The 16442-nt window shown below is 62.4% G+C and carries 14 protein-coding genes; 8 read left to right on the forward strand and 6 right to left on the reverse strand.

Going from position 1 to position 16442, the window contains the following annotated elements; genetic code table 11:
* Positions 1–12 precede the first annotated feature (12 nt).
* Positions 13–642, reverse strand: coding sequence for a DNA-3-methyladenine glycosylase I (locus PYR65_RS18410; RefSeq protein ID WP_276119025.1), 630 nt, complete (start codon positions 640–642; stop codon positions 13–15).
* Between the two features lie 293 nt (positions 643–935).
* Between PYR65_RS18410 and PYR65_RS18415 the strand changes: the two genes are divergently transcribed.
* On the forward strand, positions 936–1697 hold the full coding sequence (locus PYR65_RS18415; RefSeq protein ID WP_060635899.1) for a L,D-transpeptidase: 762 nt from the start codon (positions 936–938) through the stop codon (positions 1695–1697).
* A gap of 180 nt (positions 1698–1877) precedes the next feature.
* On the forward strand, positions 1878–2567 hold the full coding sequence (locus PYR65_RS18420) for a L,D-transpeptidase (protein ID WP_060635900.1): 690 nt from the start codon (positions 1878–1880) through the stop codon (positions 2565–2567).
* A 238-nt stretch (positions 2568–2805) separates the two neighbouring features.
* Here the strand turns inward: PYR65_RS18420 and glcF are convergent, their stop codons facing one another.
* The 3 genes from glcF to PYR65_RS18435 all read right to left on the reverse strand — a co-directional run bounded on the left by glcF (position 2806) and on the right by PYR65_RS18435 (position 6975).
* On the reverse strand, positions 2806–4113 hold the full coding sequence (glcF, locus tag PYR65_RS18425) for a glycolate oxidase subunit GlcF (RefSeq protein ID WP_276119026.1): 1308 nt from the start codon (positions 4111–4113) through the stop codon (positions 2806–2808).
* A 223-nt stretch (positions 4114–4336) separates the two neighbouring features.
* Positions 4337–5539 carry a glycolate oxidase subunit GlcE gene (gene glcE / locus PYR65_RS18430; protein ID WP_276119027.1) on the reverse strand — a complete coding sequence of 401 codons (1203 nt, stop codon included), beginning with the start codon at positions 5537–5539 and terminating at the stop codon, positions 4337–4339.
* The gene (locus PYR65_RS18435) at positions 5536–6975 is read right to left on the reverse strand and encodes an FAD-binding oxidoreductase (RefSeq protein WP_276119028.1); all 1440 of its coding nucleotides are present in this window, start codon (positions 6973–6975) and stop codon (positions 5536–5538) included. Before PYR65_RS18435 ends, glcE begins: the two co-directional genes overlap by 4 nt.
* 136 nt (positions 6976–7111) lie before the next feature.
* On the opposite strand from PYR65_RS18435, the gene PYR65_RS18440 reads away from it, so the two are divergent.
* A complete protein-coding gene (locus PYR65_RS18440; RefSeq protein WP_276119029.1) occupies positions 7112–8008 on the forward strand; it encodes a LysR family transcriptional regulator in 897 nt (298 codons plus the stop codon).
* Here PYR65_RS18440 and PYR65_RS18445 read toward each other — a convergent pair.
* Together PYR65_RS18445 and PYR65_RS18450 are read right to left on the reverse strand one after the other, a co-directional pair.
* Positions 7993–9435, reverse strand: coding sequence for a DUF6880 family protein (locus PYR65_RS18445; RefSeq protein ID WP_276119030.1), 1443 nt, complete (start codon positions 9433–9435; stop codon positions 7993–7995). The two genes, PYR65_RS18440 and PYR65_RS18445, sit on opposite strands and share 16 nt — an antisense overlap.
* 40 nt (positions 9436–9475) lie before the next feature.
* The gene (locus PYR65_RS18450) at positions 9476–10759 is read right to left on the reverse strand and encodes a DUF3422 family protein (protein WP_060635907.1); all 1284 of its coding nucleotides are present in this window, start codon (positions 10757–10759) and stop codon (positions 9476–9478) included.
* Positions 10760–10948: 189 nt separating this feature from the next.
* Here PYR65_RS18450 and PYR65_RS18455 point away from each other — a divergent pair, with 189 nt between their 5' ends.
* The 5 genes from PYR65_RS18455 (at position 10949) to PYR65_RS18475 (ending at position 16440) form a co-directional block, all read left to right on the forward strand.
* The gene (locus PYR65_RS18455) at positions 10949–11737 is read left to right on the forward strand and encodes a FadR/GntR family transcriptional regulator (RefSeq protein WP_156382978.1); all 789 of its coding nucleotides are present in this window, start codon (positions 10949–10951) and stop codon (positions 11735–11737) included.
* Between the two features lie 282 nt (positions 11738–12019).
* Entirely contained in the window at positions 12020–12529 is a 510-nt protein-coding gene (locus PYR65_RS18460; RefSeq protein WP_060635908.1) for an NUDIX hydrolase, read from the forward strand.
* A gap of 105 nt (positions 12530–12634) precedes the next feature.
* Entirely contained in the window at positions 12635–14140 is a 1506-nt protein-coding gene (locus PYR65_RS18465) for an inorganic phosphate transporter (RefSeq protein ID WP_276119031.1), read from the forward strand.
* 42 nt (positions 14141–14182) lie between these two features.
* Positions 14183–14920 carry a 16S rRNA (uracil(1498)-N(3))-methyltransferase gene (locus PYR65_RS18470; protein ID WP_276119032.1) on the forward strand — a complete coding sequence of 246 codons (738 nt, stop codon included), beginning with the start codon at positions 14183–14185 and terminating at the stop codon, positions 14918–14920.
* Between the two features lie 146 nt (positions 14921–15066).
* Positions 15067–16440 carry a glutamate--cysteine ligase gene (locus tag PYR65_RS18475; RefSeq protein ID WP_276119033.1) on the forward strand — a complete coding sequence of 458 codons (1374 nt, stop codon included), beginning with the start codon at positions 15067–15069 and terminating at the stop codon, positions 16438–16440.
* Positions 16441–16442 lie beyond the last annotated feature (2 nt).

A 16442-nucleotide genomic window follows, 5' to 3' on the forward strand; every position in this document is an offset into this window, starting at 1 on the left:
GCACAACCCCCGTCAGGGCCGCGCGAACGCGTGGCGCAGGTCCTCGATGCGGCCGCGGCAGTAGCAGCCTTCGATATGGTCGTTGACGAGGCCCATTGCCTGCATGAAGGCGTAGATCGTGGTCGGGCCGACGAAGGTCCAGCCGCGCTTTTTCAGGTCCTTGGAGATCGCGGTCGAGGTCGGCGTGGTCGGGTTGGCGGCGATCGCTTCCCAGGTGACGGTTTTGGGACGTTCATTGCCGCCCGGCTCATAGCTCCAGAAATAGCGCGCCAGCGACCCGAACTCGGCTTTCAGCGCCTGCGCCCGTTTGGCATTGTTGATGGTCGAGACGATCTTGCCGCGATGGCGCACGATCCCGGCATCGCCCAGGCAACGGGCGATATCCTCTTCGCCAAACCCTGCCACCACATCGAAATCAAACCCGGCAAAGGCCGAGCGAAACGCTTCGCGCTTGCGCAGGATGGTGAGCCAGGACAGGCCGGACTGGAAGCCTTCCAGGCAGATCTTCTCAAACAGCCTGATATCATCGGCCATCGGCTTGCCCCATTCCTCGTCATGGTAGCGCTGGTAATCCGCCAGATTGGCATGCCAGGCGCAGCGATCCCTGCCGTCCTCCCCGGTGATGATGCCCTTTGCCGTCACGCGTTTCTCCCTGAATTGTTTCGATACCCACAACAACACGGCCCATCGTGAACGCGCCGCACTGCGGTTTACCAATTGCCAACCATAGTCCTAAAGCCCGCGATAACCCTACCCAAAGCTTTATCCGGCCAAGCGGCCTTTCATGAACCGGCATTTACCATTCGGTTGCTGCCGGATGCCACGATCTTTCCATTCCGCCAGTTCTTTTATTGGCGTCCGCAAGGCTCGTCACCCGCATATCCTGCGGACGGCGAAGCCATGAGATAGTCCGGCGAAAGGTAGTGAACCGTCCGATGTTGAAGAAAACCCTGATCCTTGCCACATCCGTGCTGGTCGCGCTCACCAGTCTTGCCGAGGCGCAGGACCGGTACCAGAACCGGCCGCCCGTTGTCATCAGCCCGGACCTCACCGCCCCCTGGGTGACCCAGCTCGGCGGCACGCCCGATCGTGTCGTCTATCGCCAGCAGCGGCCTATCGCAGTGGAGCCGCAGGGCGCCACCCGAAAACAATATCTGTTCCAGAGGCGCGTGCAGCGCTCCGGCGCCGGCGTCGCGCAGCCCGTCGCAATGACGCGCGCCCAGCGGCCGGTGCGCCAGATGGATCCGCAATTCCTGCCACAGACCGTTGCCTATGACAGCAAGGAAAAGGCCGGCACGATCGTCATCGATACGAACAACCGCTTCCTCTACCTGGTCACCGGCAATGGCGAAGCCCGGCGCTACGGCGTCGGCGTCGGCAAGCCCGGTTTCGAATGGGCCGGCGCCCATAAGGTGACCCGCAAGGCCGAGTGGCCGAACTGGACGCCGCCTGCAGAAATGCGGGCCCGCGAAGCGGCCAAGGGGCATTTCCTGCCCGTCAGCATGAGCGGCGGCCCGGAAAATCCGCTGGGTGCGCGGGCCATGTATCTGGGCTCGACGCTCTACCGCATCCATGGGACCAATGCGCCCTGGACAATCGGTTATGCCGTTTCGTCGGGCTGCATCCGCATGCGCAACGAGGATGTCACCGACCTCTACGAGCGCGTGAAGGTCGGCACCAAGGTCATCGTCATCTGATACCAAGGATAAGCCAAAGCTTATCTGCCGGAGGGCCACAACGTGGCCTTTCGGCAACAGCGGTTCCCTGGGTGACAGCCCGATCGATCACAATTGCCCTAACCTGAACCCATAAGACTTGCGTAATACGCGATATTGAATAGCGTTTCGCAGCTTGGGACCGGATGAGGGATATTGCCTATGAACTCTACGTTTAACACATTGGCCGCGATCGGACTTGCGGCTGCGGTTGCTTTTGGTGCCTCCAGCGCATCGGCTTTCATGCCGGGCGAGCCCGCCGCAAAGCCGGGCTCCGATGTCACGATGGTGGCGATGGAACGCAAGCCCGCACAGAAATTCTGGCGCACCAAGGTGCGGCTGAGCACGGATGAGGCGCCCGGCACCATCATCGTCGATACCAACAACAAGTATCTCTATTATATCGAAGGCCCGAACCGGGCCACCCGCTACGGCATCGGCGTCGGCCGCGAAGGCTTTGGCTGGTCCGGCGTCGTCAAGGTGCAGCGCAAGGCGGAATGGCCGGGCTGGACGCCGCCCAAGGAAATGATCGCCCGCGAGCGCAAGAAGGGCCATATCCTTCCGGCCTACCAGGAAGGCGGCATCGACAACCCGCTCGGCGCCCGCGCGCTCTATCTCTACAAGGGCGGCAACGATTCCGGCTTCCGTATCCACGGCACCAACCAGCCCTGGACGATCGGCCTCAACATGTCGTCTGGCTGCATCCGCATGATGAACAAGGATGTCGAGCACCTCTACCAGCGCGCCTCGATCGGCACCAAGGTCATCGTCGTCGGCCCTGGCAACAAGCAGGGCGCCGTCTCCTTCGACGACCGCGGCCTCGATCTGCTGCGGACGATTTTTGGCGGTTGAGGGGACTGCGGTCTTGCCTGCCGTGAGGGATATGTTCCGGTAGAACGGAGCGTGCCGCCCCCTCATCCGGCCCTACGGGCCACCTTCTCCCCGCTGGGGAGAAGAGGGAATTCTACCTCCCCCTTGAGGGGGGAGGTCGCGACATCGTCGCGGGTGGGGGTGACACACCGCGAGTACCATTGGTCATTGTATATGCCGTGGATCACCCCACGCCGGCGCTTTGCGCCGACCCTCCCCCTCAAGGGTAGGGTGGAATTTCCGCAGGGCGTTCGCCGCCATAGGCCCAGTCTAAAAGTTCCACCGTGTGCAGGATCGGCATGGTGGTGCCGGTGGCGATCTGGGTGATGCAGCCGATATTGCCGGTGGCGATGATGTCGGCTTTGGTGGCCTCGATATTTTTCACCTTGCGGGCCTTCAGCGTTGCCGAGATTTCCGGCTGCAGGATGTTGTAGGTGCCGGCCGAGCCGCAGCAGAGATGGCCTTCGGCCGGATCGCGGACGGTGAAGCCGGCATTGCGCAACAGGAGTTTCGGCGCCATCGTGATCTTCTGGCCGTGCTGCATCGAGCAGGCGGAATGATAGGCGACGGTCAGGGTTTTCGGCTCCAAGCGCGGCAGGTCGAGCGTTGCCAGATATTCGGTAATATCCTTGGCAAGCGCCGAGACCCGCGCAGCCTTGTCCGCATAGGCCGGATCGAGCCTCAGCATATGGCCGTAATCCTTGATGGTGGTGCCGCAGCCCGATGCGGTGATGATGATGGCATCGAGCCCGCCCGTGTCGGCAGCCTTGATCCAGACATCGACATTGCGGCGGGCAGCCGCAAGCGCCTGTTCCTCGCGGCCCATATGATGCACCAGCGCGCCGCAACAGCCCTCGCCTTCCGGCACCACGACCTCGACGCCGAGCCGCGTCAACAGCCGGATGGCTGCCTCGTTGATCCCAGGCTTCAGCACCGGCTGGGCGCAGCCCGTCAGGATCGCGACCCGGCCGCGCTTTTCGCTTTGGGCGGCACAGATGCCGGGGGCGGATGCGGTGGAGGCAGATGCGATCTCCGATGGCGCCAGATCGAGCATAACGCCGAAGGTCTTGAAAAACGGCACGCGCTTCATCGCGGCCGCAAGCGGCCGTCCCAGCCGTGCCGCCTTCAAGGCCAGCCGGAACCTTGCCGGATAGGGCAGAACCGCCGCGAGCACGCCGCGCACCAGACGGTCTTTTAAGGGACGCTTGTAGGTCTGCTCGATATGGATGCGGGCGTGATCGACCAGATGCATGTAATTGACGCCGGACGGACAGGTGGTCATGCAGGCAAGGCAGGACAGGCAGCGGTCAATATGGGTGACCACTTCCTCATCGGCCGGGCGGCCGTTTTCCAGCATGTCCTTGATCAGGTAAATCCGGCCGCGCGGGCTGTCGAGTTCGTTGCCGAGCGTCACATAGGTCGGACAGGTCGCGGTGCAGAAGCCGCAATGCACACATTTGCGCAGAATCCCCTCGGATTCAGCGACATGCGGATCGGTGAGCTGGGCGGGGGTGAAGTTGGTCTGCATCAGGTGGCACGCTCCGGATTTGGGCCTTCGTTCGGCCCGGAATTTTCGGACGCATACCCCCCTCTGTCACTGCGTGACATCTCCCCCTCAAGGGGGGAGATCATTCTTTTCCCAATTTGGCTATTTGGTGAGGCGGGCTTGGGGCTTGCGGGCAATCTCCCCCCTTCAGGGGGAGATGTCCCGGAGGGACAGAGGGGGGTGGGCCGCATATTCAACATCTCCATCACCCCATTTTCCCCGGATTAAAGATTCCCCTTGGGTCGAACTTTTCCTTGAGCCGTGCAGACAACGCCGCAACAGGGGCCGGCTCCGGTTCAAACGCCGGTGTGGCCGCGCGAACGGCACCGGACGCGCGCACCAGCGTTGCGTGACCGCCGCCGATGCCCTTGATGAAACGGCGCAGCATCTCGGCTTCCGCATCGGCCTCCATGCGCAGCCAGACGAGGCCGCCCTGCCAGTCGTAGAAGGCATCGACGCCAGTCTGCAGCCGCAGCGCCGCGACCAGCTGATGACCGGCAGTTGGCGCCACGGAGACGCGCCAGAGCGGCTTTTGCGTGCCGTCGGCATAGGGTTTGACGTCGCGGATATCGCGCCAGAGCTTTTCCGTCGCCTCGTGATCGAGCACGGTTGCGGGCGCAACCTTCGCAAAGGCGGCTTTGAGTTTTTCGGCCCGCACCGTCACCGAGGCCGGCAGGCCTTCAAGCCGAAGAACTGTGGCGGCGCCTTCCGGATGGCTGCTGCCGATGAAACGGTAGCGCACGCTTTCCGTCAGATGTGCGGCGCCTGAGACTTCGACCGGCATGGAGAGCGCATGCGCCATCGCAGCAGCGGCCTGCGCATCGTCGAGGCCGAACGCCACGATGGTGACGCTAGCAGGCGGCAGGGGCAGGACCTTGAAGGTAACTTCGGTCAAAAGGCCCAGCGTCCCGTGCGAGCCGCAGAGCAGCTTGACCAGATCGAGCCCGGTGACGTTTTTCATCACCCGGCCACCGGATTTGATCGCTTCGCCTGACCCGTTCACAAAGCGGATGCCGAGCAGATGGTCGCGTGCGGCACCGGCCGTGATGCGGCGCGGGCCCGACACATTGGCCGCAAACACGCCGCCGATGGTCGGCTCGCCGCTGGTCCCCATGACGCCGCGGTGGTCCATCGGCTCGAAGGCGAGCATCTGGCGATTTTGGGCAAGCGCTGCCTCGATCTCGGCCATCGGCGTTCCCGCCTTGGCGCTCATGGTCATCTCAGCCGGATTGTAGCTGACGATGCCGGAAAGTTTGCGGGCCGAGAGGACATGATCAGCCGCCACGCGGTTTCCAAAGCCAGACCGCGTGCCGCCGCCGGTGATCGCCAGCGGCGTCGCCTGTGCGGCGGCCTCAAGGATGATACCGGCCGCTTCCGTTTCCGATGCCGGTTCAAAGGCGATGCTCATGCGGGGATACGTCCTTCCAGCGGAAAGACCTTTGAGGGGTTCATGATCCAGTGCGGATCAAAGGCGGCGCGTGCGGCCATCTGCTGGTTGAGATCGACCTGATCAAACTGGTGCAGCATCAGGTCGCGTTTCTCGATGCCGACGCCATGTTCGCCGGTCAGGCAGCCGCCAGCGTCGACACAGAGTCTCAGAATATCGTTGCCGGCGGCTTCGGCGCGCGCGGCGTCTTCCGGATCGTTGATATTGTAGAGGATCAGCGGATGCATGTTGCCGTCGCCGGCATGAAAGACATTGGCGACGCGCAGGCCGTAACCGTCGATGATCTCGCCGGTCTTCTTCAGCACATAAGACAGCTGGCTGAGCGGCACCGTGCCATCCATGCAGATGTAATCGGCGATACGGCCGGTGGCGCCGAAGGCGGATTTGCGGCCTTTCCAGATCAGCGCCGCTTCCGTTGCCGATTGGCTTTCGCGGATGGTGGCGACGCCGTGGCGGCGGGCGATGTCGATGATGCTGGCGAGCATAGCCTCCATCTCGGCTTCCGACCCCTCCACCTCGACGATCAAAAGCGCCTCGACATCCATCGGATATCCGGCCTGCGCGAAGGCTTCGCAGATGCCGATGGCCGGTCTGTCCATGAATTCGATGGCGACGGGGATGATGCCGGAACCGATGACTTCGGCGACGCAGGACCCCGCCTCTTCCGACGACATGAACCCGAATAGCACCGGCCGCGTCCCTTCAGGCTTGGCCAGCAGCCGGACCGTCGCTTCTGTGACGATGCCGAGCTGGCCTTCCGAACCACAGACGAGGCCGAGCAGATCATAGCCCGGCGCATCCAGCGCCTTGCCGCCCAGCTCGATTATTGTGCCGTCGAACAGCACCATCTTCACGCCGAGCAGGTTGTTGGTGGTGACGCCATATTTCAGGCAATGGGCGCCGCCGGAATTCATGCCGATATTGCCGCCGATGGTACAGGCCAGCTGCGAGCTTGGATCCGGCGCATAGAAGAAGCCACTGGCCGAGACCGCTTCGGAAATATTGATATTGGTGACCCCCGCCTGCACGGTGGCTGACCGGTTGGCAAAATCGATATCGAGGATGCGCGACATCTTCGACAGGCCGATGACCACGGCGTCCGCTTGCGGTATGGCGCCGCCGGACAGGGACGTGCCAGCCCCGCGCGGCACGACGGGAATGCCGTAACGGCTGCAATATTTCAAAACGGCTGCCACCTGCGCCGTGGTTTCCGGCAGGGCGACGGCCAGGGGCACCTGGCGGTAGGCGATGAAGGCATCGGTCTCGAACGGGACCAGGCCGCGCTTCTCGCTGATCAGGCAGCCGTCCGGAAGGATATCGGCGAGATCCTCGACGATCTGATGGCGGCGCGCGAGCACGGATGGTTTCGGCTCCAGAAAGGAAATCGTCTCCGGCATATCAGCCTCCCGGCACATTTGCATTCGGCCATGATCCGGCCAACGCCGCATAATTGGTATTTTTTCTTTACCACTTTCACCATGGCGCAGCAAATGCTAATCAGTTTTTCTGTTTTCGAAACAATGGTCAAGATTGATGACGAATCTGGGCGATCTTGAGGTGTTCACGCGTGTCGTATCCACCGGCAGTATGTCGGCGGCAGGGCGGGCATTGGGGTTTTCCCCAGCTGTTATTTCCAAACGCATCAAACGGCTGGAGGACCGTCTCGGCACCCGGCTGTTCCAGCGGACCACGCGGCAGATTTCGCTGACCGAAGCCGGACAGGGATTTTACGACCGGGTGCTGGGGATCATGGCCGGCATCGAGGAGGCCGAGGCTTTTGCCTCCGGCCGTTCCGGCCAGCCGCAGGGCACGCTGCGCATCACCGCTCCCACCTCCTTCGGCCGCATGCATGTGGCGCCGCATCTTGCCCGCTTCATCGAGGCGCATCCGGACCTCATTCTCAATATCGTGCTCTCGGACGAATTTACCGATATCGTCGCCGAGGGTTTTGACATCGCCATCCGCATCGGAGACCTCAGCGATTCCACGCTGGTTGCGCGCAAGCTGGTGCCGGTGCGGCGGATTCTATGCGCCTCACCCACCTATATCGCGCGCTACGGCATGCCGGGCACGATCGACGATCTCGCCGATCACATCTGCCTTCGCCAGCATAATCACGACACCTGGAAGCTGGAAAGCGCTGCGGGCGCAATGAGCTACAAGCCGCAGGGCCGGTTGATCACCAATTCGTCGGAAGTGGTGCGCGAAGCCGTTCTGTCGGGTGCCGGCATTGCCTTGCGCTCGACCTGGGATGTTGGCAGCGACCTGACATCGGGAAAGCTGGTGCAGGTCCTGCCCGCCTGGGAAGGCTCGCGCAACCTGTTCGTCTCCGCACTTTACCCCAGCCGCCAGTTCCTGCCGGCCAAAGTGCGGCTTTTCATCGATTATCTGGCCGGGCTTTATGGACCCGACCCCTATTGGGAACGGTAGGCTTCCGGCTTGATGCGATTCCAGAAACCGTGGCGGCGGATATGGTGCCGGTGCAAATCCGCCAGATAATCGGCATGTGACATCAGGCCATCATTGCCGCCGGGGCGCTTGGCGAGCGCCGCGAGCCTTTCGAGATAATCCGCACCATCCTCGTAATAATCGGACAGGCCACGGCTGACGATGCGGTCGAGCAGCGCCCGGTAGAGGGCTGTTGCCGCCGCCGGATATTCGCCAGCGTCGAAGGCTTCGGCGGCGGGTAAAAGAAACTCGTAGAATTCGCCTTCCCAGACACCCCAGCGGGCAACGACATAGCGCGCCGCGAGATCAAGCCTTGGCCAGGCGAGATAGAAGCGCAAAGCCGCATGCGGTTCACGGTGATGTTCGACAAAGGCGAAGGCCTTGTCCAGCGCCTCGAATTCCTCGAAATCACCGGCCTTGGCGATATATTCGCGCAGTATCCCGGCATCGAGCCCCTGTTCGAAAATCTTCCAGCGCACGGCCTGCGAGGCGGTGCGGTCCTTCATGCCATCGAGAATGGCGGCCTCCAGCCTGTCCTTGTCCGGCGGTGCCTGCATCCCGCCGGTGAGGACATCGACGCGGCGGGCAAAGCCGAGCCGGGACTTGCGGGGCTTGCGCACCCAGATCAGCGCTTCCTCATTGCGGCCTGCGGCATGCAGCCGCTCGGCAACCACGACCGGCTCGCGCAGCGCGTCCGGCAGGCTTTCCTCGATTGCCACATAGGCATCGAGGTCGCCGCACGCATCGGCAATGGCGCGACGCACATGCACGATCGCCGGCAGAATGGTGGTTCCCGCCGGTATCTTCATGGCTGCGGCCAGCCCTGCGTCCCAGGCCTTCAGCACGTCCGGCGGCAGCGCCGCCGCGATGCGGACCGACAGCAGCGTGCGGACGCCGTGATAGTCGATGCCGTGCAGGCCGGGGGTCAACAAAGGTGGAATGCGCACCTGCTGATCGGCGGGCACGAGTGGCGCAAGCCGGCCTGCGGCCTCGCACGCCTGGACATAAATGCCGGCGATGCGGCCGCTGGAATCGTTGACGCGCTCGGAAATTCCCTCATAGCCGTAGACGAAACGGATCAGCCGCTCCAGCGCCATGCCCGGATCGACCGCGCCGAACTCCTTGGTAATGCTGGCCGCAATGCTGTCGAGATCGTTGCCGAAGGCGCGTTCCTTCTGCCAGCGGATGCGCGTGCCTGATTTTTCGAGCGCGGCCAGGCGGCTGTCGATCAGCTTGGCAACACCGGCAGCACCGCCGATCCCGGCCAGTGCTGCGCTGAGCCGCTTTTTGAAGGACGGGTTGAGCGCCGCCTCATCCAACGCGATCTCGATCAGCCGCTCCAGGCCGAGCGCTGTCAGGCCGTCACGGTCGAGTTTTGCCTTCTTCGGCGCTTTTGCAACTTTTGCCATAAATGTGCCGGATCGATTCGTTTCGAATATCCCCCAAGACTTAGAGGCTTTCGCGGTCCTCGTCAGCATGATGCTTGCGGATGCGCCGGACGACCAGCCACATGGCAAGAACCGCGACCGGCACGAAGAAACCGGTCAGCACGCTCGACTTGATCGGAATGCCCTCGCTTTCCAGAGCCTTGGCGATGTAGCCGAACAGGCCGACGACATAATAGGAGATGGCGGCGACCGAGAGCCCTTCGACTGTCTGCTGCAGGCGCAGCTGCAGCTTGGCGCGGCGGTCCATCGAATTGAGCAGCACACTGTTTTGACGCTCGAGTTCGACATCGACCCAGCTTCTGAGCAGGGCGGTGGCGCGGGTGAGCTTGCGCGACAGGTTGGCCTGGCGCTCTTCGACCGACTGGCAGGTGCGCATCGCCGGCGCCAGGCGCCGCTCCAGGAACGTGCCGAGCGTTTCATAGCCCGGCACGCCGGTTTCGATCAGCGAGCGAATGCGCTCCTGAACGATGCCGTAATAGGCGCGGCTGGCACCGAAACGGTAGAGGCTGAGCGCGGCTCCTGCCTCCAGTTCGGCCGCAAGAAGGGTGATCTCGGCCAGCATTTCGTCGGCATGTTCGCGGGCGCTGGTGCGCATCCGCTGGGTGACGCCGGTCAGCCCATCCTCGATCCGGCGGATATCCGGCGACAGCGACTGCGCCAAAGGCAGGCCGAGCATTGCCAGCGTGCGATAGGTCTCGATATCGAGCAGCCGCTGCACGAGCGCGCCCGTCCCGGCCTCTGTCATGCCGCGATCGATAACGAGGATCTGCGTCAGGCCGTCGCCATTCTGGCGGAAATCGGTGAGCACCACCGACTGGCCGTTCTTGATATCGCTGTAACAGAGGCTGGTCGGGTCGAACGCGCTCATCGCCGCGCGGGTCTCTTCCGTGTCCGGCCGGATTTCCAGCCGGATGCCGGAGATCAGCGTGCCCGGCGGCGAAAAGCCATCGCCGAACGGATGCGTGGTCACGTCGCCGCCGAACTGCTCGGGAATGACGCCATCCCAGAAATAGGTCGAGAATTCGGTATGGCGCTCCCACCGCAGCGTGCCCTGCCCCCAGGAGATCGCATGGTGGCTGGCCTCGCGGCTCGGCGGCGAGACGCCGCGGGCGCGCGACAATTCCGACAGAACCGCATGATCGACGGCGGCCCCGCCATCGGTCATGAAGGCAAGCTGGAAAATCACGCGCGGCGACGTGACCAGCGCATATGGACGCGCATGGATCTCGCCCAGCGCCTGGGCGCGGGCCGGAGCCGACGGAAATGCGAAACTGCGTTTGGCCATGAAGCGTTTTCCCCTCTCACGCATCAATCAGAACTGTCTTATCAACAGGATGAGCAAAAGGGAAAGGACGCTTTGACGCAGGCCCGTGTTTGCCGTGGACAGACTCGGGAGTACTGACGCTTTGCAAAGTGGCTAAAGAAATTGACCACTTTCAAGCGGGTGACTAAGTTGGCGCCAAGGAGAGCCGCCGTGACCGACGACACTATTGATGCCTTTGCCCGCATCCCGCATAGCCGGACCTCCGGCGAGATCATCCAGCAGATCGAGCTGCTCATTCTCGAAGGCGTGCTGCGCGACAGCGAGCGGCTGCCAAGCGAACGGGATCTGTCGGGCCGGTTCGATGTGTCGCGGCCGATCCTGCGCGAGGCGTTGAAGGAGCTGGAGGCGCGGGGCCTGCTTGTGAGCCATCACGGCGGCGGTACCTTCGTGGCGGATGTCATCGGGCAGGTATTTTCCAAGCCGGTCATCGACCTGATCTCGCGCCATCAGAAGGCGACGCAGGATTATCTCGAATATCGCCGCGAACTGGAAGGCATGACCGCGGAGTTCGCCGCGCGCCGCGCCACCCGGTTCGACCGGGACATGCTGACCCGGATCATGGAGGAGATGCGGGCGGCCCATCTGTCCGGCTCGGCCGAAGGCGGGCTGAAGACCGATGTCGAGCTGCACAGCGCGATTGGCGAATGCGCCCATAACATCATTCTCTTGCACACGCTGCGCGCCTGTTACCGGCTGTTGAGCGGTGGCATCTTCTTCAGCCGCGAGGTGCTGTTTGCAGCGCCCGGCGCCGGTGACATGCTGCTGGCCCAGCATGAGGCAATCTACGAGGCGATCATGGCGGGCAATCCGGCGCAGGCGCGCGAGGCAGCCCAGGCGCATATCGACTTCATCATCACCGCCACGCGGGACGCCGAACGCTCGGGCGAATGGGCCCGGATCTCGCAGCTGAGAATGCAGCAGCGCGACCGGCAAGGTTAGGCCTTCCCCTCGGCCGGCAACACAAAAGTCACGGGCCGGGAAAATTGCCGCGCCTGTCTCACCAATGCCGCAAACATGCTCTATAAGGCCGCTATCGGCACATTTTGCTGGCGCAATCCCATTAAGTTGCCTGTCTTTCGCGTTGCCGCGCCCTTTATACGGAGCGCCGCGATAACTATATGTGCTTCACCAAATCTGCTCGTTTACAGGCTGCGGAAAGCGCGCATATTAAAGCAATATTGCAGATTAAAATGATTCGCTTTTTGAAAGGACGCCCCGACGTTGAATATCTTGAATCGCCTTGTCACGGATGTACGCCTGATGTTCCGCAGACCCGTGCGGATGCAATGTGCTGCGCTGTGTTACCGGTTCAAGAAGAAGAGCGCGGCGCCAGAGATGCTTTTGATCACCAGCCGTGACACCGGCCGCTGGGTCATTCCCAAGGGATGGCCGATGGAAGGCAAGATGTGTCATCAGGCTGCTGCGCAGGAGGCCTATGAAGAGGCTGGCGTCAAGGGTGAGGCCGGCGCCGAGCGGATCGGCTTTTACATGTACGACAAGGGCATGGACCAGGGCCTCAAGGTTCAGTGCATGGTTCAGGTCTATCCGCTGGTCGTCCTGGATATGCTCAAGAGCTTTCCGGAAAAGGGCAGCCGGAAGATGGAATGGGTGAGCTTTCGCGAAGGCGCCAAGCGCGTCGCCGAGCCGATGCTGAAGGACCTCATCCTGAGCTTCGAACAGCGGCTGCTGGCCACCATGAACCCGGTGGTCCAAAAAACTGCAGCGCAATAACGCCGGAACAGACGTGATCATGGCAACATGAAACATGTGCGGCGCAGCTGCGCAGACCGGGCGCCTGTCCTATCCGGGCAGGCTGTCTGAATTGGAGAACAGACGGTGACAAAACCGCGCCCGAGCCTCGAAAAACCGACACTCGACAAATACCTGGACAAGGTGACATTGAACGAGGAAGCGACACATCATGTGTTGCGGCCCTGGGCCGGCATCGGTCTTGGCTTTCTGTTCCTGTTGGTCAGCGTGATTTTCGCGGCCGCCTATGTCTCCGAAGAACCCAAATACCTGATCATTCTCGCCGCCGCCGCCGTTGCCGGTTATATGGCGATGAATATCGGCGCCAATGACGTGACCAACAATGTCGGCGCTGCCGTGGGATCGAAGGCGATCACCATGACGACGGCGCTGATCATCGCCGCCATCTTCGAAGTCGCCGGCGCCGTGTTTGCCGGCGGGCGCGTGGTTTCGACCATCGAGGCGGGCATTGTCGATGCGGCGCAGATGCCATCGGGCGAGGCCTTCGTCTGGGTGATGATGGCCGCCCTGATTTCGGCCGCGGTGTGGATCAACATCGCCACCTGGTCGGGCGCGCCGATCTCCACCACCCACTCGATCGTCGGCAGTATTCTTGGATCCGGCGTAGCGGCGGCCGGGTTTTCCTCGATCCACTGGGCATCGCTTGCGGGCATCACGGCCAGCTGGACAATATCGCCGCTGCTCGGCGGTGGCGTCGCCGCGCTGCTTCTGGCGTTCATCAAGACGTTCATCATCTACCGTGAAGACAAGATCACGGCGGCGATCTTCTGGACGCCGATCCTGCTTGCCGTCATGACGGGCGCTTTCGCCACCTATTTTGCCGTGATCGGCATCGAGAAGGTGGCGCATATTCCCATGACACAAGGCATCCTGATCGGCCTTGCCGTGGCGGCGCTGACCATATTTGCGGCGAGGCCCTGGATCGCGCGCCAGGCTGCCGGGCTCGACAACCGCAACCAGTCGCTGCGCAAGCTGTTCCAGCTGCCGCTCATTCTTTCGGCCGCCCTTCTCTCCTTCGCCCATGGTGCCAACGACGTGTCCAATGCCGTCGGACCACTTGCGGCGATCGTTGCCAACGTCAATGGGCTCGCAATCGTCTCGACCACCTATGTACCGCTCTGGGTGATGCTGATCGGGGCCTTCGGCATTTCCTGCGGCCTGCTTCTGTTTGGTCCCAAACTCATCCGCGTCGTCGGCGAGGAGATCACCAAGCTCAATCCGATGCGCGCCTATTGCGTGGCCCTTGCAACGGCGATCACCGTGATCATCGCGACCTCGCTCGGCCTGCCCGTCTCGACCACGCATACCGCCGTGGGCGCCGTCTTCGGCATCGGCTTTTTCCGCGAATGGTACACCCGCAATTCCAAGCGGCGGCTGGAATATGTGCGCCAGAAGACCGGGCAAATGGATTTCGAGCGCCGGATCGAGCACAGCCCGGAAGAATCGCACCGGCGGCGCCTGGTGCGGCGCTCGCATTTCATGACAATCGTCGCGGCCTGGGTTATCACCGTTCCCGTTTCGGCGCTGTTATCGGCGGCGGTCTACACGGTTTTCGCGGCTCTCTTTATCTAGAGCCTCGTACGATAAATGAGGCTCTAGATTGAGGAATGATCTATGCGCGCCAACTTCCGCATGCAGCGGCTGTTCATCGACGTACCGCTGACGCAAGGGACGATTTACGAAGCATCGCGCGAGCAGTTCAACTATCTCGTCAATGTGCTGCGTTTCGAAGCGGGCGGCACCGTGCTGGTTTTCAACGGCCGTGACGGCGAATGGCAGGCGGAACTCTCCTTTCCGACCAAGAAACGGCTGTTCCTGACGGCAACCGAACAGGCGCGGCTGCAACCGGCACCCTGCGATCTGCAGTATCTGTTTGCACCGCTGAAGGTCGGCAGGCTCGATTATCTCGTGCAAAAGGCGGTGGAGATGGGGGCCGGCCTGTTGCAGCCGGTCATGACCCAGCATGTCCAGGGCAAGATCACCAATCTCGACCGGGTGCGCGCCAATGTCATCGAGGCGGCCGAGCAATGTGGCGTCCTCGGCGTTCCCGACGTTGCCGAGCCGCGCCGGCTGGACGACATTCTCAGCGGCTGGCCGGACGATCGCCGCATCATCTTTTGTGACGAAGGCGATGCCGGGCAAAATCCGCTGCCGGTTCTTGCGGCGGTGAAGGAACGCAAACTGGCGCTCCTGATTGGTCCGGAAGGTGGTTTTTCCGATAGCGAACGGACGCTGCTGCGCAGTCTCGACTTCGTCACCGCCATCCCGCTCGGCCCGAGAATTTTGCGGGCGGATACGGCGGCGGTGGCGGCAATGGCTGTGATCCAGGCATCGATTGGCGACTGGCAATAGAATCTGCAATGTTCACGTCATTCGACGTGTTGAAAATTTGAACCGGCCTTGAAAGAATTTCACTTGCACCACACCTGAAACCGGTTCAATCACCCTTCTGATGTCTGCCGTCCGGCAGGTCCCCGCCCGTTCAAAAGAAGACGCCCATGGCCAGAGACACCACCGACCAGACGCCGGTTACCTCCATTGCAGACCTGACGGAATATCTGGCAGAGGGCAACAAGCCGGAAGAGAAGTTCCGGATTGGAACGGAGCACGAGAAGTTCGCCTTCTTCAAGGCAGACAACAGCCCGGTTCCCTATTTCGGTGATGCGAGCATTTCGGCGCTTCTGAACGGCATGGCGCAAAAGAGCGGCTGGGAGCCGATCATGGATGCCGGCAATATTATCGGCCTTGCCGAGAATTCCGGCCAGGGCGCGATTTCGCTGGAGCCCGGCGGCCAGTTCGAACTGTCGGGCGCGCCGCTCGAAAACCTGCACCAGACCTGCAAGGAATCCAACCGGCATCTGGCCGATCTGCGCGAGATTGCCGAGCCGCTCGGCATCCGTTTCCTCGGCATTGGCGGCAGTCCGAAATGGACGCTTTCAGAAACCCCGCGCATGCCGAAATCCCGCTACGACATCATGAGCCGCTACATGCCGAAGGTCGGCACACAAGGGCTCGACATGATGTACCGCACCTGCACGATCCAGGTGAACCTCGACTTCTCCTCCGAAGAGGACATGCGCCGCAAGATGCAGGTCTCGCTGAAGCTGCAGCCGCTGTCGACGGCGCTGTTTGCCAGCTCGCCCTTTACCGACGGCAAGCCGAACGGCCTGCTCTCCTGGCGCGGCGACATCTGGCGCGACACCGACAACCAGCGCGCCGGCGTCCTTCCCGCCATCTTCAATGCCGATTTCGGCTTTGAGGATTACGTCACATGGGCGCTCGACGTGCCGATGTATTTCGTGGTGCGCGACGGCAAATACCATGACTGCACCCGCGTCACCTTCCGCCAGTTCATGAACGGCGCGATGAAGGGTGAGCTTGCCGACTGGGAGCCCAATATGGGCGACTGGACCAACCATCTCTCGACGCTGTTTCCGGATGTGCGCCTGAAGCGTTTCCTGGAAATGCGCGGTGCCGATGGCGGCCCGTGGCGCCGCATCTGCGCGCTGCCGGCGTTCTGGGTCGGATTGCTCTATGACGGGGCAGCGCTCGATGCCGCCGAGGACCTCACCCGCGACTGGACCTATGACGAAACGCTTGCCATGCGCAATGCGGTGCCGGCACAGGGACTGTCTGCCACGCATCGCGGCACCTCGCTGTTCGACATTGCCCGCGAAGTGCTGTCGATCTCGCGCCTGGGGCTGAAGAACCGCAACAGGCTGAACGGCGACGACGTGGACGAGAGCATCTTCCTCGCCCCGCTCGATGAAGTGCTGGCCAAGAAGGCGACGCTCGCCGAAGACCTCCTGGCGCTCTACAAGGGACGCTGGAACGGCTCAGTCGAGCCGGTGTTCACCGACTACCAGTATTAGGC

Source organism: Pararhizobium qamdonense, assembly GCF_029277445.1.
GTDB classification, from domain to species: domain Bacteria; phylum Pseudomonadota; class Alphaproteobacteria; order Rhizobiales; family Rhizobiaceae; genus Pararhizobium; species Pararhizobium qamdonense.

Excerpts from the sequence above, each read along its gene's own strand:
- PYR65_RS18445 (WP_276119030.1), bottom strand. The coding sequence starts at position 9,435 with ATGGCAAAAGTTGCAAAAGCGCCGAAGAAGGCAAAACTCGACCGTGAC.
- PYR65_RS18415 (WP_060635899.1), top strand. The coding sequence starts at position 936 with ATGTTGAAGAAAACCCTGATCCTTGCCACATCCGTGCTGGTCGCGCTC.
- glcF (WP_276119026.1), bottom strand. The coding sequence starts at position 4,113 with ATGCAGACCAACTTCACCCCCGCCCAGCTCACCGATCCGCATGTCGCT.
- PYR65_RS18470 (WP_276119032.1), top strand. The coding sequence starts at position 14,183 with ATGCGCGCCAACTTCCGCATGCAGCGGCTGTTCATCGACGTACCGCTG.
- PYR65_RS18420 (WP_060635900.1), top strand. The coding sequence starts at position 1,878 with ATGAACTCTACGTTTAACACATTGGCCGCGATCGGACTTGCGGCTGCG.
- PYR65_RS18435 (WP_276119028.1), bottom strand. The coding sequence starts at position 6,975 with ATGCCGGAGACGATTTCCTTTCTGGAGCCGAAACCATCCGTGCTCGCG.
- glcE (WP_276119027.1), bottom strand. The coding sequence starts at position 5,539 with ATGAGCATCGCCTTTGAACCGGCATCGGAAACGGAAGCGGCCGGTATC.
- PYR65_RS18450 (WP_060635907.1), bottom strand. The coding sequence starts at position 10,759 with ATGGCCAAACGCAGTTTCGCATTTCCGTCGGCTCCGGCCCGCGCCCAG.
- PYR65_RS18440 (WP_276119029.1), top strand. The coding sequence starts at position 7,112 with ATGACGAATCTGGGCGATCTTGAGGTGTTCACGCGTGTCGTATCCACC.
- PYR65_RS18475 (WP_276119033.1), top strand. The coding sequence starts at position 15,067 with ATGGCCAGAGACACCACCGACCAGACGCCGGTTACCTCCATTGCAGAC.